The following is an 18,664-nucleotide window of genomic DNA, read 5'->3' as shown; positions in this document are numbered from 1 at the left end:
AAGCTTCCCCTTGATCGTGGACACCTGGAGACTGGGACCTGAAGTTCCAGAGGAAGTAGCACCAGGTGGGAAACAAGCACACGAAGCGGTACACCGAGGAGTTCAAGCGGGACGCGATCGCGCTCGTCGACTCCTCGGGCAAGACAGTCACCGCGGTCGCCCGGGAGCTGGGCATCAGCTCGGAGTCCTTGCGCGGCTGGTACCGCCGGACCAAAGCCGACCGGGGCGAGGACGCTCCGGGCGAGCTGACCAGCGCCGAGCGCGACGAACTGCGCCGGCTGCGCAAGGAGAACCGCGAGCAGCAGCAGACGATCGAGATCCTGAAAAAAAGCGACCGTCCGACGCCGAGAAGGCCGCAAAGAAAGACGCCTCCAGCCAGTCCCCCCTGGGCTGCCGTGTGAAGCACTGCGACACCAACCACGGCAGGTGGTGCACCAAGAGTCGTGTAGCGCAGTTCTTCGACGGGGACTACATCCCCAGGGTGATCCACACCCGGAACCCTCCAGACTGGATGCGGCGCATGAACCGCTGGACCGGTGGCGTCATGTACTACAGCTACGTGTGGCGTGGAACGTACGGCAGTTGGTGCGGCTGCGGGCCCTGATCCCGCCCGCACGCTGAGATGAGTTCCTGAAGGAGGGACCGGCCTGCCCGCACGGCGGCCGATCCCTCTTTCGCTCTGTACCCTGCCGCCATGAACAGGCGCAGACAGAAGAAACTGTCGAGAAAACTTGTCGAAGCGGCCAGGTTCGAGGTGGTCGGCGCGGTGCGCGCACTCATGCTGGCGGGCGCCGACCCCAACTATGCCGACACCGACGGAAGCACCCCGCTGTACGCGGCCGCGGTCGGCGGCGCCGCGGATGCCGTGGCCTGCCTACTGGACGCGGGCGCCTCCCCGGACGTCGAGAGCCGCGACGAAACGGAGGGAACGCCCTTGTGCGCGGCCGCCGCTTGGGGCCACGCCGACGTGGTGCGGCTGCTCCTCGCCCACGGCGCAGACCCTGATCTGCGCGAGGACGACGGCGAGGGCCTTTCCCCGCTCGAGTGGGCGAGGGAGGGCGACCACACCGAGACGGCCGAGATTCTCCTCGCGGCCGGAGCACGGTCAGACGGCCGCTCCTGACCTCGGTCCCCCGGCGATCATCCCCAGGTCTAGACGTCCACCGACGCCACCGGAATCGGCCCGTACACGTGCGGCACCCAGGCATGGTGGCTTCCTGCGTCGAGATGGGCGCGCTGCGCTGCATTCCGATCAACGTGTGGAGGACCTGCAGGAAGGGGTCGCTCACATACCACTCGAGTCCGGGCAGGTGCAGGCAGGCCGCGCTGATGAGGAGCCACTTCGACCAAGACTCCAAGGACGGCTACCGCGACTATCAGGGCACGATCCCGGTCCTCGTCAACTACTCTGACCCGCCTCCAGCAGCACGGCCCCCTGAGCGACGGCGCCGCAGCGCCCCGGGTGGCTCAAGCTACATCGCGGCAGCTGCGGCGCATCAGGATGCCATGGACCGGCTCCGGGAGTTGACGGACCGCCTGGAGGCAGAGTTCGGTCCTGTATCGGCCGAGGAAGAGCAGACGGCGCTGGAGCGCATCGCGACCGTCGACGACTGGCACGACGAGCGGCGCTCGCCCGGCGCCGCGGCGTGAGCCCTTCGAAGCGCGCCGGTGTTCCATCTGCTCGCAGGCGCGCCTTCGTCCTCGACTCCCAAGCCTTGTCGATGACAGTCCAGGGCGACCGTCGGATGATGGCCTTGGTGAAGGCGGCTCCGCGCCTGGACATCGCTGTTGTCACCAGCGCGCTCACCACGCTGGAGGCGTGGAACCCTCAGCTGGGTGCGCGCCAAGGGCTGTGGGACTGGGCGCTGTCCCGGATAGATGTGGAGCATACTGATGACCAGGTGATCTCCCTGGCCCGCGGCATGCTGAAGACCGCCGGGCTGCACGGGCACAAGTACGCCATTGACGCCGATTTGGCTGCGGTAGCCGTCAGGACTGCGGAGCGCGGCTTCGAGGTCACTGTCTTCACCTCGGATGTGGACGACATGGACAAGTTTCTGGCGGGCCATCGCATTCGGGTGGAAAGAGTCTGATCGCAGACGCAGGCCCTCGCCCGTTTCGGCTGGGGCGGAGAGTGGAGGGACGCGTCCCCGGGTGCTTCACCGGAAACGGTCGTCACAACCCGCTTTTGGTTCGGATGAGCTTCGAGGGAGTCCATCGGAATTGCGCACTCGTCCACGGGCCGCCCTCGGTTGGACCGGCCGCCGGGTGCCGGCAAAAGACGCACCTCGCCACGGAGCGTCACTTCGTAGGGTCAAGAGGGGGACAGCTCGGCCGACCGCTTTGCAGTCGTGTTCGAGATGTCGTTGGCCCGCTTCAGCTCGGCGATCCCTTTCTTCATCGCCTTGATCTGCACGGATTCCTCCGTGGTCGTCCCCGGACGCCGCCCGAAGTCGATCTCGTCCCGCTTGACCCAGTTCCGCAGGGTCTCGGCCGAACCGATGCCCAGCTTCTGGGCGACCGCCTTCAGCGCGGCCGACTCGTTCGGATGGTCACCACGAACCTCGACGACCATACGGACCGCTCGTTTGCGCAGCTCAACGGGATGGGAGGAAGGGCTTGCCATGACTCAATCCTTATACGGAATCGAGTCTCTACCGAACCCGGAACGGTTCAGTTGACCGAACCGGCCTCCATGTAGGGTCGGATGGCCACCGTGACATCCATGTCGAAGGCGTTCGCCCCCGCCGCGGACGGCAGGCCCAGGGCCCGGTCGAACGCGCGGCTCAGGGGGCCGCAGCCACTGGTGTCCGGGGCGGCGAACTCCGCGTCCTTGGCACCGAAGGCGACAACTAGAGGGTCCCTGGATATCACCCGAGTGGGATCGGTGTCCTTGAGTACCAGGTGGACCGCGTCCTCATCGCTGCCCACCGAGCAGCCCGACCACGGCAGGGCCGGCAGCCCGTGCGTCGAGCCTATGGCGAACTTGATGTCGAATTCGCCGCGCCGGGTGTCGTCGGACAGGAAGTCCGAGTAGCCGCCGTACTGCGGAGTCAGGGTCAACGGGGTGCCTCCCGCCCGGATTGGCGCAGCGGTCATCGCCCCGAAGGCCTGGCGGAATTCACCGTCCACACGGCCTTCCGCAAAGGTGATCTTCATAGGTTCGGTGAGCGGCTCGTCGATGGCGCCCATGCGCAGATGCCCTGTGGCGTGCATGACCTCACAGCGCCAGGTCCCGGGGTCCGCACCCGCGGGCAGCTCTTCGACGGCCGGGCAAGCGGAGAAGTCGAACTCGGGCAGATCCGCGGCCTGTTCAGCCCCATGCACGGGCACGGCACCCAGGGCGAGTCCGGCAAGTAGGGCCCCCGCAGTAGCACTTGTGAAGCGGCGGACTATGCGATTCAAGGTCATGCGGTTCGGCGTCATACGCCACAGCATTGCAGAGATATCTCTGCAGAGGAAGGTCTGCAGAGAAAAGGCTGTTATCTGGATAGACTGCCGCCATGACGAAAGAGCGAAGAGCGGAAGCCGCAGGGCGGCGCGCGGTCGACAGCGCCGAGATGCTCAAGGCCCTCTCGCACCCCCTGCGCCTGCGTATCCTCCGCCACCTCGGCGCGGCGGGCCCTGCCACCTCGACCACGCTGGCCGCCGCCCTCGGCGAGAACACCGGGACGCTCAGCTATCACCTGCGCATGCTGGAGCGCAGTGGCCTCATCGAGGACATCCCTGAGCGCTCCACCGGGCGTGAGCGCTGGTGGCGTGGGGTGCGCGGGCTCGACATCCGCAGACCGCCGCAGGGTGAGCTGACGGAGGCCGAGCGCGCCTTGTCGGCCGAGCTGGACCGGATGAGGATGGAGGAGGACGTCGAGCTCGCCCGGCAGTTCACCGCCGCACAGACGGAGTCCGAAGGCTGGATGCGGGGTTCACGCAGCCTCATCCACCTCACGAAGGGTGAGCTGGACGCATTCCATGACGACTATCTGGCCCTGCTCGGGCGCTACGCCCGCGGGCCCGAGGACGCCCCCGACGACGCACGACCCGTACTCCTGCGCTGGTTCGGCCTGCCCGCTGACTGACCGGCAGCCGGCCGACGAACCGTCTGATCGGCCGACTGGCCGTACGGGTGGGTTGAGGGATAGGACCAGGACGGGTCGAGGTCTTCACGGGCAGCCACGGTCTCCTCATTCGGGCGACGCTTTGCGCGGACCTCGAACGAGAAGAAGATCGACAATCAGTCACGCCGCCCATCGAGACCGCGACCTGACCAAGATCGATCCACAGGTCTTGACAATTGCTCGGGCACGGCGGACACGGTCGAGGGCCAGGCGATCACCAGCGTCGTCTACGACGTTCCGCTGTCCGGAGCCACCGCGCCGTACCAGATGAACGCGGACACGATACGCACTTGGGGTCAGCAGGACATCGGGTCTTGACCTCTGATCTTGGACACACGAGACAATGGATTCTTGATATGCGGCCACTGGACTCACCCGACGCTCTTTTGTATTCGACTACTGAAGGCATCGCTCGGCGACTGGTTAAGGAGGGGCGGCCAATCACGTCGATGACATCGGTTCTAGAGCTCATCGGCAACGACGAAACGGAATTGGCCTTGGATGAACTAGTGCGAATGATCGAGTACTTCCGTATCTCGATCATGCAGGAGGAGTACAGCTGCCTTGTCGCGGCTGCGACCCGATTGGACTCCATGGACTCGCTGCTGGAAACAGGTGTCGACCGATTCATCATCACGTGAAGCGGGACTGCTGCGCGATGTGGTGAACGCTGACTCTGCAGGGCTCGGCCGGCTGGATCCGCCCTGATCAGTGCAGCAGCCCTCGAGCGTTGTCACTCGAAACGAACAATCGACTACCTTGGCGCGCAGCCAGCCGTTCACCACGGGGCGTAACCGTGCGCGGCAGCCCGATTCCAGCGGTGCCTTCTGCAATGCGGCGGCGATCCGGTGATGCTGAAGACGAGATCGTTTCCTACTTCTCGAGAGCAGTGCTCGTACGGGGTGGATGCTTCTCGAAGGTGCAGCGAACGTGAGGCTTCGGTCCGCCAAGACGGACCTTGCACGGTTGTGAACTGGCTTTTGTGGCCCTCGTGTCTGTGGGAGCGTTAAGAACGGTCCCACGGCCGTTGAAAGAGACGCCACACCCCACCTGACAGCCACCGCATCGACGTGGCATAGCCCCTCCGCACGCCGCCTTCCCGAGTGGCGGGCGGACCGGCCATAGAGGCCCAGGACTCTTGGCCAACTGATCACCGGCAGGAATGTCGGAACGATGCAAACAGTCATGCTGATCTACAGGGACAGGCGCGGGTCCCGGCTGCTGATCCCAGGGCTCGGCCTCGGGCTACGTCTGCTCGGCGGCCGCGCCGGCGCTGATCAGCCCTGTCTCGTAGGCGACGATGACGGCTTGGACGCGGTCGCGGAGTCCGAGCTTGGCGAGGATGCGGGCGACGTGGGTCTTGACGGTCGTCTCGGCCAGGTGGAGGCGGGTGGCGAGTTCGGCGTTGCTCAGTCCTCGGGCCAGCAGGCCGAGTACCTCCAGTTCGCGCGGGGTGAGTGAGGCGAGGTCGCGGTGAAGGGAGGCGGTATCGCTGCCACGCTGGGCGAACCGCTGCACGAGACGGCGGGTGATGGCCGGGGCCAGGAGGGCGTCGCCGGTACGGACGGTGCGAACGGCCGCGACCAGGTACTCGGGGGTGACGTCCTTGAGGAGGAAGCCGCTGGCCCCGGCGGAGAGCGCCGCGTACACGTACCGGTCCAGGTCGAAGGTGGTCAGGATGATCACACGGGGTTCACTGGCCTGGGGAGCGGTGAGAATACGGAGGGTGGCTTCCAGGCCGTCCATCTCGGGCATTCGGATGTCCATCAGGACAACGTCGGGCCGGGTGCGGCGGGCCGCTTCGACGGCTTCGGCCCCGTTCGTCGCCTCGGCGACGACGTCGATGCCGTCGGCGCCGAGGATCATGCGGAATCCGGTACGGACCAGTGTCTGGTCGTCGGCGAGAAGCACACGCGGCGGCTCGGTCACTGTGCCTCCAGAGGTATCAGCGCTTCCACACGGTAGCCGCCGGTCAGACGTCGGCTGGTGCTAAGGGTCCCGTCGTAGACGGCGAGGCGCTCGCGCAACCCGATCAGGCCCCGGCCGTTTCCGTCGGCTGCGCCCGCACCCGCGTGCCCGCCGGTATCGGTGGCCTCTACCCGGAGCCGGTCCGGACCGTATTCGACGGTCACGGCAGCGGTGGCACCAGCGGCGTGCTTCACCGTGTTGGTCAGAGCTTCCTGTACTACGCGGTAGGCGGTGAGTTCGACGCCGGGCGGGAGGGGGAATGGCGGGCCGATCACGGTCAGCTCGACCAGCAGCCCGGTGTCCTGGACCCGCCCGACCAGCGTTTCAAGCTGGCCCAGGCCGGGTTGCGGGGCCGGCACCGCGTTCGGACCGTCCACGCCTGTCACCCCGCCCTCGTCGGCCATGGTGAGCAGTCCCATGACGTGGCGCAGTTCAGTCATGGCCGCTCGCCCGCCTGCCTCGACCGCGAGCAGTGCCTCGCCGGCCTGCTCAGGGGAGGTTTTCATGATCTTGCGGGCGGCGCCCGCCTGGATGATCATCACGCTGACGTTGTGCGTGACGACGTCGTGCAGTTCGCGGGCGATCCTGGCCCGCTCGCGTTCGACGGCCCGGCGTAGCGCCTCGGCCTGTTCACGTTCCAGAGCGGAGAGCAGGGTGCGCCCCTCGGTGGTGCGGAGTTTCCAGGTACGCAGGCCGACGGAGGCCACGGCCATCGGAACCAGGATCAGCAGCGCGGTGTATTCGTTGGGGACGATTGGGGTGACCGAGTTCCCAGAGGTGCCGACCAGGAGGACCGACACCGGCAGCGCCGCCAGGGTCGCCACCCGGTACGGGCCGTACACGGCGGCGCTGTAGACGGCGATGACGTACGCGTAGAAGGTCAGCCGCAGGACGCTCTGCGGTGTCGCCAGTGTCGCGGCCGTCACGACGCACAGCACGGCGAGCGGATAGCGGCGACGCAGCACCAGGGCAACCGAGGCGATGAACGCGAGGGTCACCATGAAGGCCATGCCGCCGGGCCCGTTCGGGCGCGTGATGACGCGCTCCACGCCGGGCGCGATCTCCCGCACTACGACGTTGCTGGCGTTGTCGATGCCGTAGTAGACGGTGGCGATACCTATCGTCAGTGCCACCAACGCGTCGAACTGCCAGGCGCGCCTGCTGGGCCGTAAAGATGGGCCACTGGCGAGCCAGACCTCGCGCACCGTCTGACGCGCGGCTTCCTGAAGCCGCTTCAGGTCCGTACGTACGTTCATCACCGGTTCATTGTCGCTGCCGCGTGGACCCGCGGAGTCCGCCTTGGCGGTCATCTCCGTCGCACCGGCTACAGCACCCGCCTACATCCCAGGGATGACGCTTCCGGGGCTCATCCCTGCGCGGTATCCCAATGGGTTCGGGCGACTGACGCGTGACAGCCGGTCCCGCTTCTAACGTTCACGCATCCAACTGCCGTGTCCGAGGTGCTGTTTCATGTCCATGCCGGTGATCGAACTGCGTGAGGTGAGCCGCCCGTACGACGACGGCCCGCCCTCCTCGAGTGGAGAACGGACGAACCCATGAACCCTGCGATCTTCCGCCGTGGCCTCACCGTCGCCACCGCACTGCTCACGCTCGCCGTCGGCCTGGGCGGACCGCCCGCCGCAGCGGCCGACGGCCCGGGCAGCGCACCGTACTTGCCCAGGCCGACCGGGCCCCGTGCTGTCGGTACCACTTCCCTGCACCTCACGGACGACAACCGCCCCGATCCCTGGGCTTCCGGGGTCAACGCCCGCGAACTCATGGTCTCCCTGTGGTATCCGACGGCCTCGCCGAACGGGCGTCGGGCGCAGTACATGACCCCGACGGAGTCCGGACTGCTCCTCGAGGAAGGGGGTATCAGCGGTGTGCCGTTGGACGTGCTGAGCACGACACGGACCAACGCCTTCGCCGACGCCCGACCGGCAGGGAGCACGCGAAATCTGCCACTGGTCGTGCTGTCTCCCGGCTTCACCAAGCCGCGCACCACGCTGACCACCCTCGCCGAGGACCTCGCGAGCCACGGCTATGTAGTGGCCGCGATCGACCACACCTACGAAAGTGTTGCCACTACCTTCCCGGACGGTCGGGTCGCCACCTGCACCGCCTGCGAGGTCCCGCATGACGAAGCGTTCTGGAATCGGCTGGTCACGAGCCGGGCCGCCGACGTCTCCTTCGTACTGGACGAACTGACCAAGGCGCACGCGGAATGGGACGGCTCCCGGCTCATCGACCCATCACGGATCGCGATGGCGGGCCACTCCGTCGGCGGTGCGAGTGCCGTCACGTCCATGCTGGCCGACCCCCGGGTACGCGCGGGCATCGACATCGACGGCACGACCCAGGTCCCGATCCCGGACAGCGGTCTGTCCCGGCCGTTCCTCTTCCTCGGCAGGGAGGCCCAGTACAGTCCGGGCAGTGGTGACGGCGCCGTCACCACCTGGGAACGCGACTGGCAACGCCTGACCGGGTGGAAGCGATGGCTCGTGGTGGCCGGAGCCGAACACGCCTCCTTCACCGACGTCGGACTGCTGGCCGAGCAGCTGGGAATCGACATCGGCGCCGAATTGCCGGCTGCCCGTGCCTCGGAGATCGTCCGCCGGTACTCCCGCGCGTTCCTCGACTTGCACCTGCGCAACCGGCCGCAGCCGCTCCTGGACAAGCCGTCCATGCGCTACCCGCAGGTCCATCTCTGCACTCCGGAGACGAGCACCTGCGTCTGAGATCTGTCGGCGGTTCATGTGTCAAGCGAGAGCCAGGTTGCCGCGACAGTGACAGTACCGAGGAGAGGTAGTACTGACGCTCAGCCGACACCGTGGCAGGCTTTATACCTTCCTCGGCGGTGCGGCTGCACGAGTTCATCTATGCGCCGGCCTGGGAGGGGGCACCTTTGCAGATCGGCACCGTGACTGACGGTGACAATCCTCCTGTGCCGCGCAGGCGGTCCTGTGCCGGATGTGCGCTCAACGTCCGTAGAAGCAGGAGTGTTCTCTCCGTGCTGACTGAGCGAGTCGTGGACCGTACAGGGTCTGGCTAATCGGTCTTGCGTCCCTGCGGATGCGGTGCAGCGAACGCTGCACCGCATCCGCAGGTGCCGGATCGAGCGGGATGCAGCCTGGTGGTATCAGGCACCCCTCTCAGGCTCGGTGCTGCCGAACCTCAAGGAGCTCCGCCCGGCTCCGCTGGAGCCACGGAAGTGCGGTTGTTGTTCGTGTTCGACCATACCGTCAGGCCGTGATCCTGGTCGGTGGCGACAAGGCCGGCAACTGGTCCGGCTGGTACCGCGTTGCGGTGCCCCAGGCAGAGCAGGCATGCGCGGAACATCTCAAGCGAACTGACGGAGAGGATGGGGCACGATGACTGATCACCTCAAGGACCCGCAGGCCGTCTCCTGGGAGGACCTGACCGAAGAGTTCTCCTTCACCGACGCGGAGAAGCACCGCATCCAGAAGGGGGTGCAGGCGTTGGTTCTGGCCTCCGGTGTCCACCGTCTCGCCGAGTTGCGGAAGCGGCAGCACACCACGCAGGTTCAGGTCGCCGAAGTTATGGGTGTCACTCAGGCCCGCGTCTCGCACATCGAGAAGGGCCAGCTGGAGCGCAGTGAGGTCGACACCCTGGCTGCCTATGTCAAGGCGCTCGGCGGCAAGCTGAAGATCGTCGCCGACTTCGGTGATGAGACCTACGTCCTCGGCTGACCCGATGTACGCGCGACTCGCGGCAGGTCCCGGTCGGGCCTGACATCCCCATGGGCTCGGCGCGGGTGGGCGCCGCTCGTGGCGGAGTGTGACGACGGTGGCTGTTGGTTCCCGCCGTGCCTGCCCAATTTCCGGCGGCGCCGTGCGGCCCGAACGATTGCCGCTTTGACGAGGCTGGAGCGGGGAGTGTTCGGTGCCGTGAACCCTGCGGGGTACTGGAAAGGTGGTGCAGCGAACGCTGCACCATCCCCGATCGAGCCGGATCGAGTAGGACGCAACCGGATCGAAATGGGGGTACAAGCAGGGCACTTTGGTAAAGCCGCCCCCGACAAAGCCCTGGACCAGGCCCGGGCAGCAGCCGACGGCCGGGACGTCCGCCTCGGCGGGGGGCGCGCAGAGCATCCGCGCCTTCCTCGAGGCGGATCTGGTCGATACCCTGCACGAAGCGGTCTCCCTCTGGAGTTCGTCCGAGTACCAGGCTCTGGCAGTCCCCGGACGAGCTCGATGACCGATTCCCTCACGACGTCGTCCCCAGCCCCAGCGGGGTGGTCCACCACCTACCCTGGAGACGTTGACCGACCGATCGCGCTACTCGACCGCTCCACCGAACTGCGTTCCGCTGCTCCATCCTGTTGTGGCGCGCTCAGCATGCGCCCGACAGTCAGCCGGAGCGTGACCAGTACGGGATTCCCTCGCGAGACGCAGCTCGTGGAGTGGAAACGGCCGAATCCTTGCCGGGGGTGTGCAGCCAAGTCGGGTTGGTCGCCTCCCGGACGAGCGGCTCGTGCCGCTAGCCTGTAGCACATGGAGTTGATCAGGGCAGCTTCGGCAGAGTTCGAACGAGTTGTGCGCCAATTGCCCGCGGACTCGTGGGAGCAACCGACGCCGTCGGGCATCTCGGTACGCGCATTGATTGAGCACGTGGTGGTGGGGAACCGCTTCACCGCACTTCTGCTGGCAGGCGTTGGTCGCGACGAGGCCCACGCCATGCTTGCAGCCAAGCAGGTCGGCGATGACCCAGTCGCTGACGTGAGGGAGTCCGCACAGCGCCAAGCACAGGCATTCTTCGCGACATCGCCCGAGCAACAGGTCGCGGGCCCGAACGGAGATGTTCCCGTCGCCGCCTACTTGCGATTCCGTCTCGTCGACCTGGTAGTCCACGCGTGGGACCTCCTGCGTGCCGCGCGTCTCGACGAGACCCTTGATCCGCAGACTGTTGTCGGCGTGCTGAACACGGTCGAGCCGCACCTGGAAGAAATGCTTGCCTTCGGAGCGTATGGCGCCGGTCCGAGCGGAACGCTGCCTGCTGACGCGTCACCACAGATCCGGCTGCTCGACTCGTTCGGGCGACGACCATAGGCGACATCTCCGATCGTGCGGATCACGATCCTGCTCTGGTGACTGACGCCTTCGGGTCATTTGGTCCGCTGAAGGACTTTCGGCCGAGCCGAGTCCCGACGGCCTTCGGACGCTCTCGTGCAAGGCGATGGGGCGCGTCGGTCGCGGATGTCATTCAGTGGGCGCGGGTGCGCTGTCCGCGGACTGTCCGGGGGCTCATGCCGAGTTCTTGACTCATGGCCCGTCGAAGTGCCGTCGGGTCGCTGTACCCGACTGCGTGGGCGACTCCGGTGACGGCGAGGTCGGTGTTGTGCAGAAGCTCGACAGCTCGCTCGACACGCAGGCGTCGTAGGAATCGAGCAGGTGGCATACCTGTGGCTTCGCTGACTCTGCGGGTGAAGGTGCGCGGACTGAGGTGTGCGGCGGCTGCCAAGTCCCTCACTCCTATGCTTGTGTCGAGGTGCTGGAGCGCCCATGACCGCGCGATTGCGACATCGCTGTCGGCGCCCTTGACCGTCTCGGGCATCACGTAGGGAGACTGTGACTGACGACGGTCAACCGCGAGGTACCTGGCGCACTCCCTGGCGAGCGCCTCCCCAGCGTGACGCCCGACGAGCGTCAGCATCAGGTCCAGGTGCGCCAAGGCTGCCCCTGCGGTTGTCACCGGGCCGTCGGTGACGACGAGATCAGCAGGTGTCAACCGAACTGCGGGGTACCTGCAGGCGAACAGCGGCGCCAGCCACCAAGTGGTAGTCGCACGTCGTTGATCGAGGATGCCGGCTTCGGCGAGGAGGAACACTCCGGCGCACGAGGCCGCGATCTCGCTACCTGCTGCGGCGGCTTCCTTCAAGTAGTGCGCCCCCGCTCTGGCATCGGGCGCTGCGAGTCGGCTGCGAACCTCTTGGGTGTTCCTCATCCCGAGGCCAGGGACGACCACGAGATCCACCGGATCTGTGGCGTCTCCATAGCCGTTGGCGACCCAGGGCTGGACCTCGAACTGGTCGACCCGTCCCGATCGGAGGGCCAGCCTGTTCGCGGTGTCGAGGACATCAATCGTGATGGCCACGGAGGTGGCCATCGCACCCTCGAGATCCAGGAAGCGGACCGAGGTCATGTCTCGAACCGCCCGAAATGTGGCACGTCTCGCTCTCCCAAGGACTTCATCGTTGATCCATCGTAGTCACCAGATCGGCCGCACTCCGCGACGATCCATCTCAGAGGGATCTCCATGACGGATCGTGACGTGACCCGAGACGACGACCTCGCCGACTTCACCGTCCGGTCCATCTCGCTCCTCGGCCAGGTGCGTCGCGTGTATGTCAGCGGTGACGGTCCCGGCGTGATCGTGATGCACGAGATGCCCGGCATCAGCCCACACGTCGCTCGTTTCGCCCGATGGGTCCGTGATCGTGGCATGACGGTCTACCTTCCTTCCCTCTTCGGCACCGACGGCGCCCTCGGCGACGCCGACAGCGGGGCACAGGTGTTTCGTCGTCTCTGCGTCGCGAAGGAGTTCCGCGCACTCGGCGGTGGCGGGTCGAGCCCCATCACGACGTGGTTGATGGCCCTCGCTCGCGCGGCGCACCGTGAGTGCGGGGGAGCAGGTGTGGGCGCGGTCGGGATGTGCTTCACCGGCAACTTCGCCATCACCATGATGCTCGAGAGCGCCGTCGTCGCGCCCGTGGCCTGCCAGCCGTCCCTGCCGCTGGATGAGCCGGGCGCCCTGGAGATCAGCGACGCCGAGCTCACAGCCGTGAAGGAACGTCTCGACCGTGACGGTCTCACCGTCCTGGCCTACCGATTCGAAGGTGACACGGTCTGCACCAGGGCACGCTTCGATGCCTACGCGCAAGCCCTGGGTGACTCCTTCGTCAGCCGCGAGCTCCCCGACGCTGCCGCGAACCGTGATGCACCGCCGTTCTTCGCCGCTCACGTCCCCTATCCCCACAGCGTGGTCACCGTTCACCTCATCGATCGCGAGGGCGAACCGACCGCCACGGCACGCGACGAGATCCTCGACTTCCTTGTCCGCCGACTTCACGGCCACGCCAACTCAGACCGATCGACTGACGCTCACGCGAACCGACGCTCTCCAGATAGGAACCTTCTGTGACCGCCTACGCCATCGCCCACCTGCGCGACGCCGAGCCGCACCCGGACGTCGCCGAGTACATGGAGCGGATCGCCGGCACGTTCGAGCCCTTCGGGGGCCGCTTCCTGGTGCACGGCACGCCACCGGAGGTGAAGGAGGGCGCGTGGGCCGGACACGTCGTGGTGATCGGCTTTCCAGGGATCAACGAGGCCAGGGACTGGTGGGACTCTCCCGCCTACCGGGAGATCGCACCCCTCCGCTCCCGGCACATCCAGGGCGACATCATCCTCGTCGGCGGCGTTCCCCAGGACTACGACCCGAGCGTCACCGCTCAGGCCATCCGAAACGCCCCAGCGTCGCACTGAGGTCGTCGACCCTGCAAGGACGACGATGTCGGATTCGTACGCACGTACGAATGTCCGTGCGTGCGTACGACGCCCTCATCCACCCCGTCGCTCGGCGGGCTGGCCCGGAAGGCCCAGCTGCTCGACTGCGCGGTGGACGTGCTGGTCGAGCTGGGGTTTGCAGGCACGTCCGTCGCCGAGGTTGCTCGCCGCGCAGGCGTCAGCAAAGACGTGGTGACCTACCACTTCCCGACCAAGGAGGACTCGTTGGGTGAGGTGGTGAACTCCCTCTACCGCGAGGCCGGGGAGCAGATCGGCGAGGCGACGGGCGACAGCGACTCGGTGATCGGCGAGCTCGCGACCTACATCAGGAGCAACCTCACCTTCGTCGCCGACCATCCGAGGCACGTGCGTGCAGTCATGGAGGTGGCGGCGAACATGCGATCCGCGGACGGCCCCCCGGGAGGTGAGGACCCCTTGAGCGCCCACCTGCTAGGGCGTGTTTCGAAAGTCCCGCCTGCCTGGCGACGCCTGGCACGCACGCTCGCCGCGTTGTCGGGATCACCCCGATACATCCAGTATCGAGGCGACCCTCCGCCTTGCGATCGCACGCACCAGACGCCGCCAGGCCCGCCCTTCGGGCGGACGGCGCTACGTTCGAAACACGCCCTAGAGCTGATCGAGCGAGGGCAGGCGACGGGTGAGGTCGCGGATGTGGACGCCGGGGTGCCGGCCATGACGATCCGGGCGTCGATCGACGCCGCCGCGGCCCGCGCCGCCTGCGACCCGACGGCTGATCCACAAGGCCACGCCGAGCACCTGGTCACCATCGTCCGACGTGCACTGCAGGCCACGGAGTCACGATGAGGGCCCCGAGAAGCGGTCCGGCCGCCTTCACCGGCTTCCTCCTCGTCGACCTCGTCGTGCCGCTCGCGTCCTACTACGTGCTCCGCGCACTGGGCGCATCCGTCTGGACAGCGCTCCTTGCCGGGGCCGCGCTGCCGATGCTCCGCCTGGGCGCCGGCCTGGTCTTCCGGCGGCGCATCCCCGGGGCGAGCATTTTCGCTCTCGGGCTTACCACCGTCGGGACTGCGATCGGCCTCATGACCGCCGACTCGCGGCTGCTGATGGCCCGCGAGAGCTATCTGACCGGCTTCGTCGGAGTTCGGGTCCTGCTGCGGGCACGACCGCTCGTCTTCACGGAGACCGTCGGTTTCATGCCCCCGGCGGCGGCCGAGGACTGGCACCGGTCCTGGGAGACGAGCGAGACCTTTCGGCGAGCGATGCGGGGCATGACCTGGGGCTTCGGACTGGCCTTTCTCATCGGAGCTGCGGCTCGGGTCGTGATGAGCTACACGCTGCCCCTGGACCTCGTCCCGGCGACCTCCGCCGCACTTCTCGCAGTGATGCTGGTCGTCGTCGTCCAGACGGGCAAGGCCCGGGGACGCCGACACATGCGCCGGAGCACCGTGCCGCCGACGCGCCCCTACACCCGTGGCCCGTGGTCGTACTTGGCGTGGCTCGTGTCTCGGCAGCGCGGCCGGGTGGCGCTCGGAGCCGTGCTCGGCAGCGCCTGGACGGTGGGGCTCGCCCTATCGCCGTACGTGCTGTCCCGTGCGATCGACAGCCTCGCGGAGGGCCAGCAGAACGTGGTGCTGGGCTGGACGGCTGTCCTGCTCCTGGTCGGGGGCGCCCTGGCGGGCCTGAGTATCTGGCGGCATCGCACCATGACCCGGGTCCGCATGGATGCGGCGCTGCGGACGGTGTCAGAGGTGAACGCCCACGGCATCCGTCTGGGAGACACGATGGCGCGTCGCGCGCTCACCGGGGAGGTCGTGGCCATCGGAGGTGGGGACGCGTGGACGATCGGGCGCAGCCTCACCGCGACCGGGCCGGGGGTCGGTGCGGTGCTCGCCTACGTGGTGATCGCGGTGCTGCTGTTGCGGATCTCGGTGCCACTGGCTGTGGTCGTGCTGGCGGGGGTTCCGGTCCTGGCCCTGGTCGTGGGTCCGGCGACGGCCCGTCTCCGGACGGTCGGTACGCCGTATCGCGAGCAGCAGGGCCGCGTGACGGGTCGGATCGTGGACATCGTCGCGGGGCTGGGCGTCCTGAACGGCTTGGGCGGCAAAGCGGTCTACGCCGACCGTTTCCGCGCCGAGTCGCAGCGGCTGCTGCAGCACGGCTATCGGGTCGGCCGCGTCACGAGCGTGATCCAGGCAGTCGGTCTGGGGCTGCCGACTCTGTTCTCCGCAGTGGTGGTGTGGCTGGCCGCCCGGCTCGCGGTCGAGGGCAGCATCACGGTGGGCGAACTGGTCGCGGTCGCCGGCTACGCCGCGGTGCTGGCGGTGCCGGTGGCCTCCTTCATCGAGGGCGCGCTCGATCTCAGCCAGGCTCTCGTGGCCGCACGTCGGGTGACCGACTTCCTGGACGTGCGGCCCGACAGCACCGGCACGGCGGTGCCCCCGGGGCGGGGAGACCTGATCGACGAGGCCTCCGGGTTGCGGATCACACCGGGGACGTTCGCTGCGGTCGCCACCGCCCAGCACTCCGAGGCCGTGGCCCTCGTCGACCGACTCGGCGGCTTCCGCCCAGGTGCCACCTGGGCCGGGCAGCCGACCTCCGAGATCGATCCCGCCCAGCTGCACGAGCAGGTGCTGGTGGCCGACAACGACGCCGCCCTGTTCGCCGGGTCCCTGGCCCAGGTGGTGGCCGGTCGCCTCGACGTCGCCGACCTCGGTGAGGCTGCGATCCTGGACGCGCTGCACACCGCCGCCGCCGACGACGACGTGGTGCGGGGCCTGCCCGAGGGCCTGGGGTCGAGGATCGACTCCGGGGGACGGAACCTCTCAGGCGGTCAACGCCAACGCGTCCGGCTCGCTCGGGCGGCGATCGCCGACCCGACCGTCCTGCTCGCGGTGGACCCGACCTCGGCGCTCGACGCCGCCACGGAGGCCACCATCGTCGACCGCCTGATCCACCACCGTCGCGGCAAGACCACATTGGTCACCTCGACGTCCGCGCTCGTGCTGCAAGGAGCCGACGAGGTGCACCTGTTCGCCGACGGTCGGGTGGTCGCAAGCGGCACCCACACCGCCTTGCTGGCCAACCCCGCCTACGCCGCTCTGGTCCACCGCGGAGGACCGGCCGCCAGCGCCCACGACCCCGAGATGAAGGCATGAGCGCGCAGCCGTTGCCGGTGGCAGAGCCCGGCGAGGTCCGCCGTGCCGCGTGGCGGCTCATCCGCTCCGACCGCGCGGCATTCATCGTCGTGCTGCTCGCCAACTGCGCGGCGGCGGGCGCAGGTCTGGTCGGGCCGTGGCTGCTCGGGCAGATCGTCAACGAGGTGCAGGCCGGGGCTGGGGTCGCGACCATCGACCGGTTGGGCCTCCTCGTGGTGCTTGCCGCGGCCGCGCAGCTCCTGATCGGGCACCAGGCCCGGCGCCTGGGCTACCGGTTCGCCGAACGGACCGCCGCCCGACTGCGCGAGCAGTTGGCCGACCGGCTCATGCGGATGCCTGCACGAGTTGTCGAAGGGGCCGGCACCGGCGACCTGACCTCACGTGCCACGACCGACGCCGGCCTGGTGTCGTTCGCTCTGCGCGACGCCGCGCCAGAAATGGTGTTCGCCCTTGCCCAGGCGCTGATCATCATCGTCGCCGTCGTCCTGCTCTCCCCCGTGCTGGGCGCCGTCGGACTGGTCGCACTCGTCGCCATCCCCGTGGTCCTACGCTGGTACCTGCGCCGCGCCCGGTCGGCCTATCTGGCCCAGGCAGCCGCGCATGCCGAGGTCGCCGACGTCCTGGCCGGCACCGCCGCCGGCGCCCGGACGGTGGAAGCGCTCGGCCTGCAGGAGCTGCGGGCCGCCGACTGCTCGGCCGCGATCGCCGCCGCGACAGCGGCCCAGCTGCGCACCCTTCGCCTGCGCAGCGTGTTCTTCCCGACCATCGACGCTTCCACCGCCCTTGCCGTCGGCGCCGCGTTCGGCGTGGGCGGCCTGCTCTACATGGACCACCAGCTCAGCCTCGGCACCGTCGTCGCGGTCGTCCTCTACCTACGCCAGCTCACCACCCCGATCGACACGATCCTGATCTGGGTGGAGACGTTGCAGAGCAGCGCCGCTTCGTTCGCCCGCATCGAGGGCCTCGCCTCGTCAGCGGAACCGCCACGACGCAGCGCCGAGGGTGTCACGGCCGTCCCCACCGACATGGACATCGTCGTCACCGGCGTCCGCTACGCCTACGACGGGGCCGACGTCCTCCAGGGTGTCGACCTCGACGTCCGGGCCGGCGAGCATCTCGCCGTCGTGGGGACGTCGGGAGCAGGCAAGACCACTCTGGGTCGCCTCATCGCCGGCATCGACCGTCCCCGATCAGGAAGGGTCACCGTGGGCGGTGCGGACGTCGCCGACCTCGCACCCGAGCAGCTTCGCCAGCACGTCGTCCTGGTGACCCAGGAGCACCACGTGTTCGCCGACCCGCTGCGCGACAACCTCACCATCGCGGCACCTCATGCCACCGACGACGAGCTCATCGAGGCCCTCGACGTCCTCGGCGCAGACTGGTTCGACGACCTCCCCGACGGGCTCGACACCGACCTCGGCACCCATCGGCTCGGCGGCGCCCAGGCCCAGCACGTCGCGCTCGCCCGAGTCCTGCTCGCCAATCCCCGCACCCTCGTCCTCGACGAGGCCACCGCCCTGCTGGACCCGACGACCGCTCGCCGCACCGAACAAGCCCTCGCCGCCACCATCCAGGGCCGCACCATCATCGCCGTCGCCCACCGACTCCAGACAGCCCGAGACGCTGACCGCATCGCCGTCATGGAAGGGGGCCGCATCACCGAGCTCGGCCACCACGACCACCTCGTCACCACCGCGACCTCCTACGCAGCCCTCTGGGAAACCTGGAGTGCGGACACCAGCCACGACAGGACTGACAAACATGAGTGACACACGAAGCCGACCCGCGGGACCCGTGCCACCGGCAGTCCCGTTGTACTACCGCAGTGCCACCGGTCCGATGCCGGACCGGTTCGACACAGTCTGGAACAGTTTGAGCGGTGCAGCGGTTCAGTACGGGTCGGCAACACTGTATAGAG

At 67.9% G+C, this 18,664-nt stretch carries 19 protein-coding genes and 1 pseudogene; 15 read left to right on the top strand and 5 right to left on the bottom strand.

The genetic code is table 11. The features are described from left to right. The first annotated feature begins 65 nt into the window (after positions 1 to 65). From ACFYSH_RS24075 to ACFYSH_RS24060, 4 genes are all read left to right on the top strand, one after another. Positions 66 to 401, top strand: a complete 336-nt coding sequence (locus tag ACFYSH_RS24075) for a transposase (RefSeq protein ID WP_388755074.1) — start codon at positions 66 to 68, stop codon at positions 399 to 401. 293 nt (positions 402 to 694) lie between these two features. Next, positions 695 to 1,123, top strand: a complete 429-nt coding sequence (locus ACFYSH_RS24070; RefSeq protein WP_388755071.1) for an ankyrin repeat domain-containing protein — start codon at positions 695 to 697, stop codon at positions 1,121 to 1,123. 206 nt (positions 1,124 to 1,329) lie between these two features. Then, the gene (locus ACFYSH_RS24065; protein WP_388755069.1) at positions 1,330 to 1,650 is read left to right on the top strand and encodes a hypothetical protein; all 321 of its coding nucleotides are present in this window, start codon (positions 1,330 to 1,332) and stop codon (positions 1,648 to 1,650) included. 98 nt (positions 1,651 to 1,748) lie between these two features. Continuing rightward, on the top strand, positions 1,749 to 2,093 hold the full coding sequence (locus ACFYSH_RS24060; RefSeq protein WP_388755066.1) for a hypothetical protein: 345 nt from the start codon (positions 1,749 to 1,751) through the stop codon (positions 2,091 to 2,093). Between the two features lie 221 nt (positions 2,094 to 2,314). Here ACFYSH_RS24060 and ACFYSH_RS24055 read toward each other — a convergent pair whose 3' ends face one another. Then, positions 2,315 to 2,626: a hypothetical protein gene (locus tag ACFYSH_RS24055; protein WP_388755063.1), complete on the bottom strand. Its 312-nt coding sequence runs from the start codon at positions 2,624 to 2,626 to the stop codon at positions 2,315 to 2,317. 47 nt (positions 2,627 to 2,673) lie between these two features. Next, complete coding sequence (locus ACFYSH_RS24050; RefSeq protein ID WP_359478375.1) at positions 2,674 to 3,327, bottom strand: hypothetical protein; 654 nt, start codon at positions 3,325 to 3,327, stop codon at positions 2,674 to 2,676. A 176-nt stretch (positions 3,328 to 3,503) separates the two neighbouring features. Between ACFYSH_RS24050 and ACFYSH_RS24045 the strand changes: the two genes are divergently transcribed. Both ACFYSH_RS24045 and ACFYSH_RS24040 read left to right on the top strand, forming a co-directional pair. Then, the gene (locus ACFYSH_RS24045) at positions 3,504 to 4,076 is read left to right on the top strand and encodes a helix-turn-helix domain-containing protein (RefSeq protein WP_359478372.1); all 573 of its coding nucleotides are present in this window, start codon (positions 3,504 to 3,506) and stop codon (positions 4,074 to 4,076) included. A gap of 554 nt (positions 4,077 to 4,630) precedes the next feature. Continuing rightward, complete coding sequence (locus ACFYSH_RS24040; RefSeq protein ID WP_388755060.1) at positions 4,631 to 4,756, top strand: hypothetical protein; 126 nt, start codon at positions 4,631 to 4,633, stop codon at positions 4,754 to 4,756. A 604-nt stretch (positions 4,757 to 5,360) separates the two neighbouring features. On the opposite strand, the gene ACFYSH_RS24035 is transcribed toward ACFYSH_RS24040, so the two are convergent. Continuing rightward, positions 5,361 to 6,044, bottom strand: a complete 684-nt coding sequence (locus tag ACFYSH_RS24035) for a response regulator (protein ID WP_388755059.1) — start codon at positions 6,042 to 6,044, stop codon at positions 5,361 to 5,363. Then, a complete protein-coding gene (locus ACFYSH_RS24030; RefSeq protein WP_388755056.1) occupies positions 6,041 to 7,339 on the bottom strand; it encodes a sensor histidine kinase in 1,299 nt (432 codons plus the stop codon). Before ACFYSH_RS24030 ends, ACFYSH_RS24035 begins: the two co-directional genes overlap by 4 nt. Positions 7,340 to 7,639: 300 nt before the next feature. Here ACFYSH_RS24030 and ACFYSH_RS24025 point away from each other — a divergent pair, with 300 nt between their 5' ends. The 4 genes and pseudogenes from ACFYSH_RS24025 (at position 7,640) to ACFYSH_RS24010 (ending at position 11,152) form a co-directional block, all read left to right on the top strand. Beyond that, positions 7,640 to 8,821, top strand: coding sequence for an alpha/beta hydrolase (locus ACFYSH_RS24025; RefSeq protein WP_359478360.1), 1,182 nt, complete (start codon positions 7,640 to 7,642; stop codon positions 8,819 to 8,821). Between the two features lie 633 nt (positions 8,822 to 9,454). Next, entirely contained in the window at positions 9,455 to 9,793 is a 339-nt protein-coding gene (locus tag ACFYSH_RS24020) for an XRE family transcriptional regulator (protein WP_388755052.1), read from the top strand. 306 nt (positions 9,794 to 10,099) lie between these two features. Beyond that, positions 10,100 to 10,368: pseudogene (locus ACFYSH_RS24015) on the top strand (deaminase); the annotation flags it as partial. A gap of 229 nt (positions 10,369 to 10,597) precedes the next feature. After that, complete coding sequence (locus ACFYSH_RS24010) at positions 10,598 to 11,152, top strand: TIGR03086 family metal-binding protein (RefSeq protein WP_359478357.1); 555 nt, start codon at positions 10,598 to 10,600, stop codon at positions 11,150 to 11,152. A gap of 154 nt (positions 11,153 to 11,306) precedes the next feature. On the opposite strand, the gene ACFYSH_RS24005 is transcribed toward ACFYSH_RS24010, so the two are convergent. Beyond that, the gene (locus ACFYSH_RS24005) at positions 11,307 to 12,245 is read right to left on the bottom strand and encodes a GlxA family transcriptional regulator (RefSeq protein WP_388755049.1); all 939 of its coding nucleotides are present in this window, start codon (positions 12,243 to 12,245) and stop codon (positions 11,307 to 11,309) included. Positions 12,246 to 12,374: 129 nt separating this feature from the next. On the opposite strand from ACFYSH_RS24005, the gene ACFYSH_RS24000 reads away from it, so the two are divergent. From ACFYSH_RS24000 to ACFYSH_RS23980, 5 genes are read left to right on the top strand one after another with little or no spacing between them, the layout of a single operon-like run. Beyond that, on the top strand, positions 12,375 to 13,244 hold the full coding sequence (locus tag ACFYSH_RS24000; protein ID WP_388755046.1) for a dienelactone hydrolase family protein: 870 nt from the start codon (positions 12,375 to 12,377) through the stop codon (positions 13,242 to 13,244). Beyond that, positions 13,241 to 13,588: a DUF1330 domain-containing protein gene (locus ACFYSH_RS23995; RefSeq protein ID WP_388755043.1), complete on the top strand. Its 348-nt coding sequence runs from the start codon at positions 13,241 to 13,243 to the stop codon at positions 13,586 to 13,588. The genes ACFYSH_RS24000 and ACFYSH_RS23995 overlap by 4 nt, the downstream gene beginning before the upstream one ends. A gap of 60 nt (positions 13,589 to 13,648) precedes the next feature. Then, complete coding sequence (locus tag ACFYSH_RS23990) at positions 13,649 to 14,434, top strand: TetR/AcrR family transcriptional regulator (RefSeq protein WP_388755040.1); 786 nt, start codon at positions 13,649 to 13,651, stop codon at positions 14,432 to 14,434. Beyond that, positions 14,431 to 16,746: a VC0807 family protein gene (locus tag ACFYSH_RS23985; protein WP_388755037.1), complete on the top strand. Its 2,316-nt coding sequence runs from the start codon at positions 14,431 to 14,433 to the stop codon at positions 16,744 to 16,746. The genes ACFYSH_RS23990 and ACFYSH_RS23985 overlap by 4 nt, the downstream gene beginning before the upstream one ends. Further along, positions 16,743 to 18,515, top strand: coding sequence for an ABC transporter ATP-binding protein (locus ACFYSH_RS23980; RefSeq protein WP_388755034.1), 1,773 nt, complete (start codon positions 16,743 to 16,745; stop codon positions 18,513 to 18,515). Before ACFYSH_RS23985 ends, ACFYSH_RS23980 begins: the two co-directional genes overlap by 4 nt. Positions 18,516 to 18,664: the final 149 nt, after the last annotated feature.

This window comes from Streptomyces sp. NPDC005791, from assembly GCF_042871485.1.
Classification (GTDB): domain Bacteria; phylum Actinomycetota; class Actinomycetes; order Streptomycetales; family Streptomycetaceae; genus Streptomyces.
The sequence above is the reverse complement of the archived record's forward strand: the minus strand, read 5'-3'. Positions and strand labels throughout refer to the sequence as shown.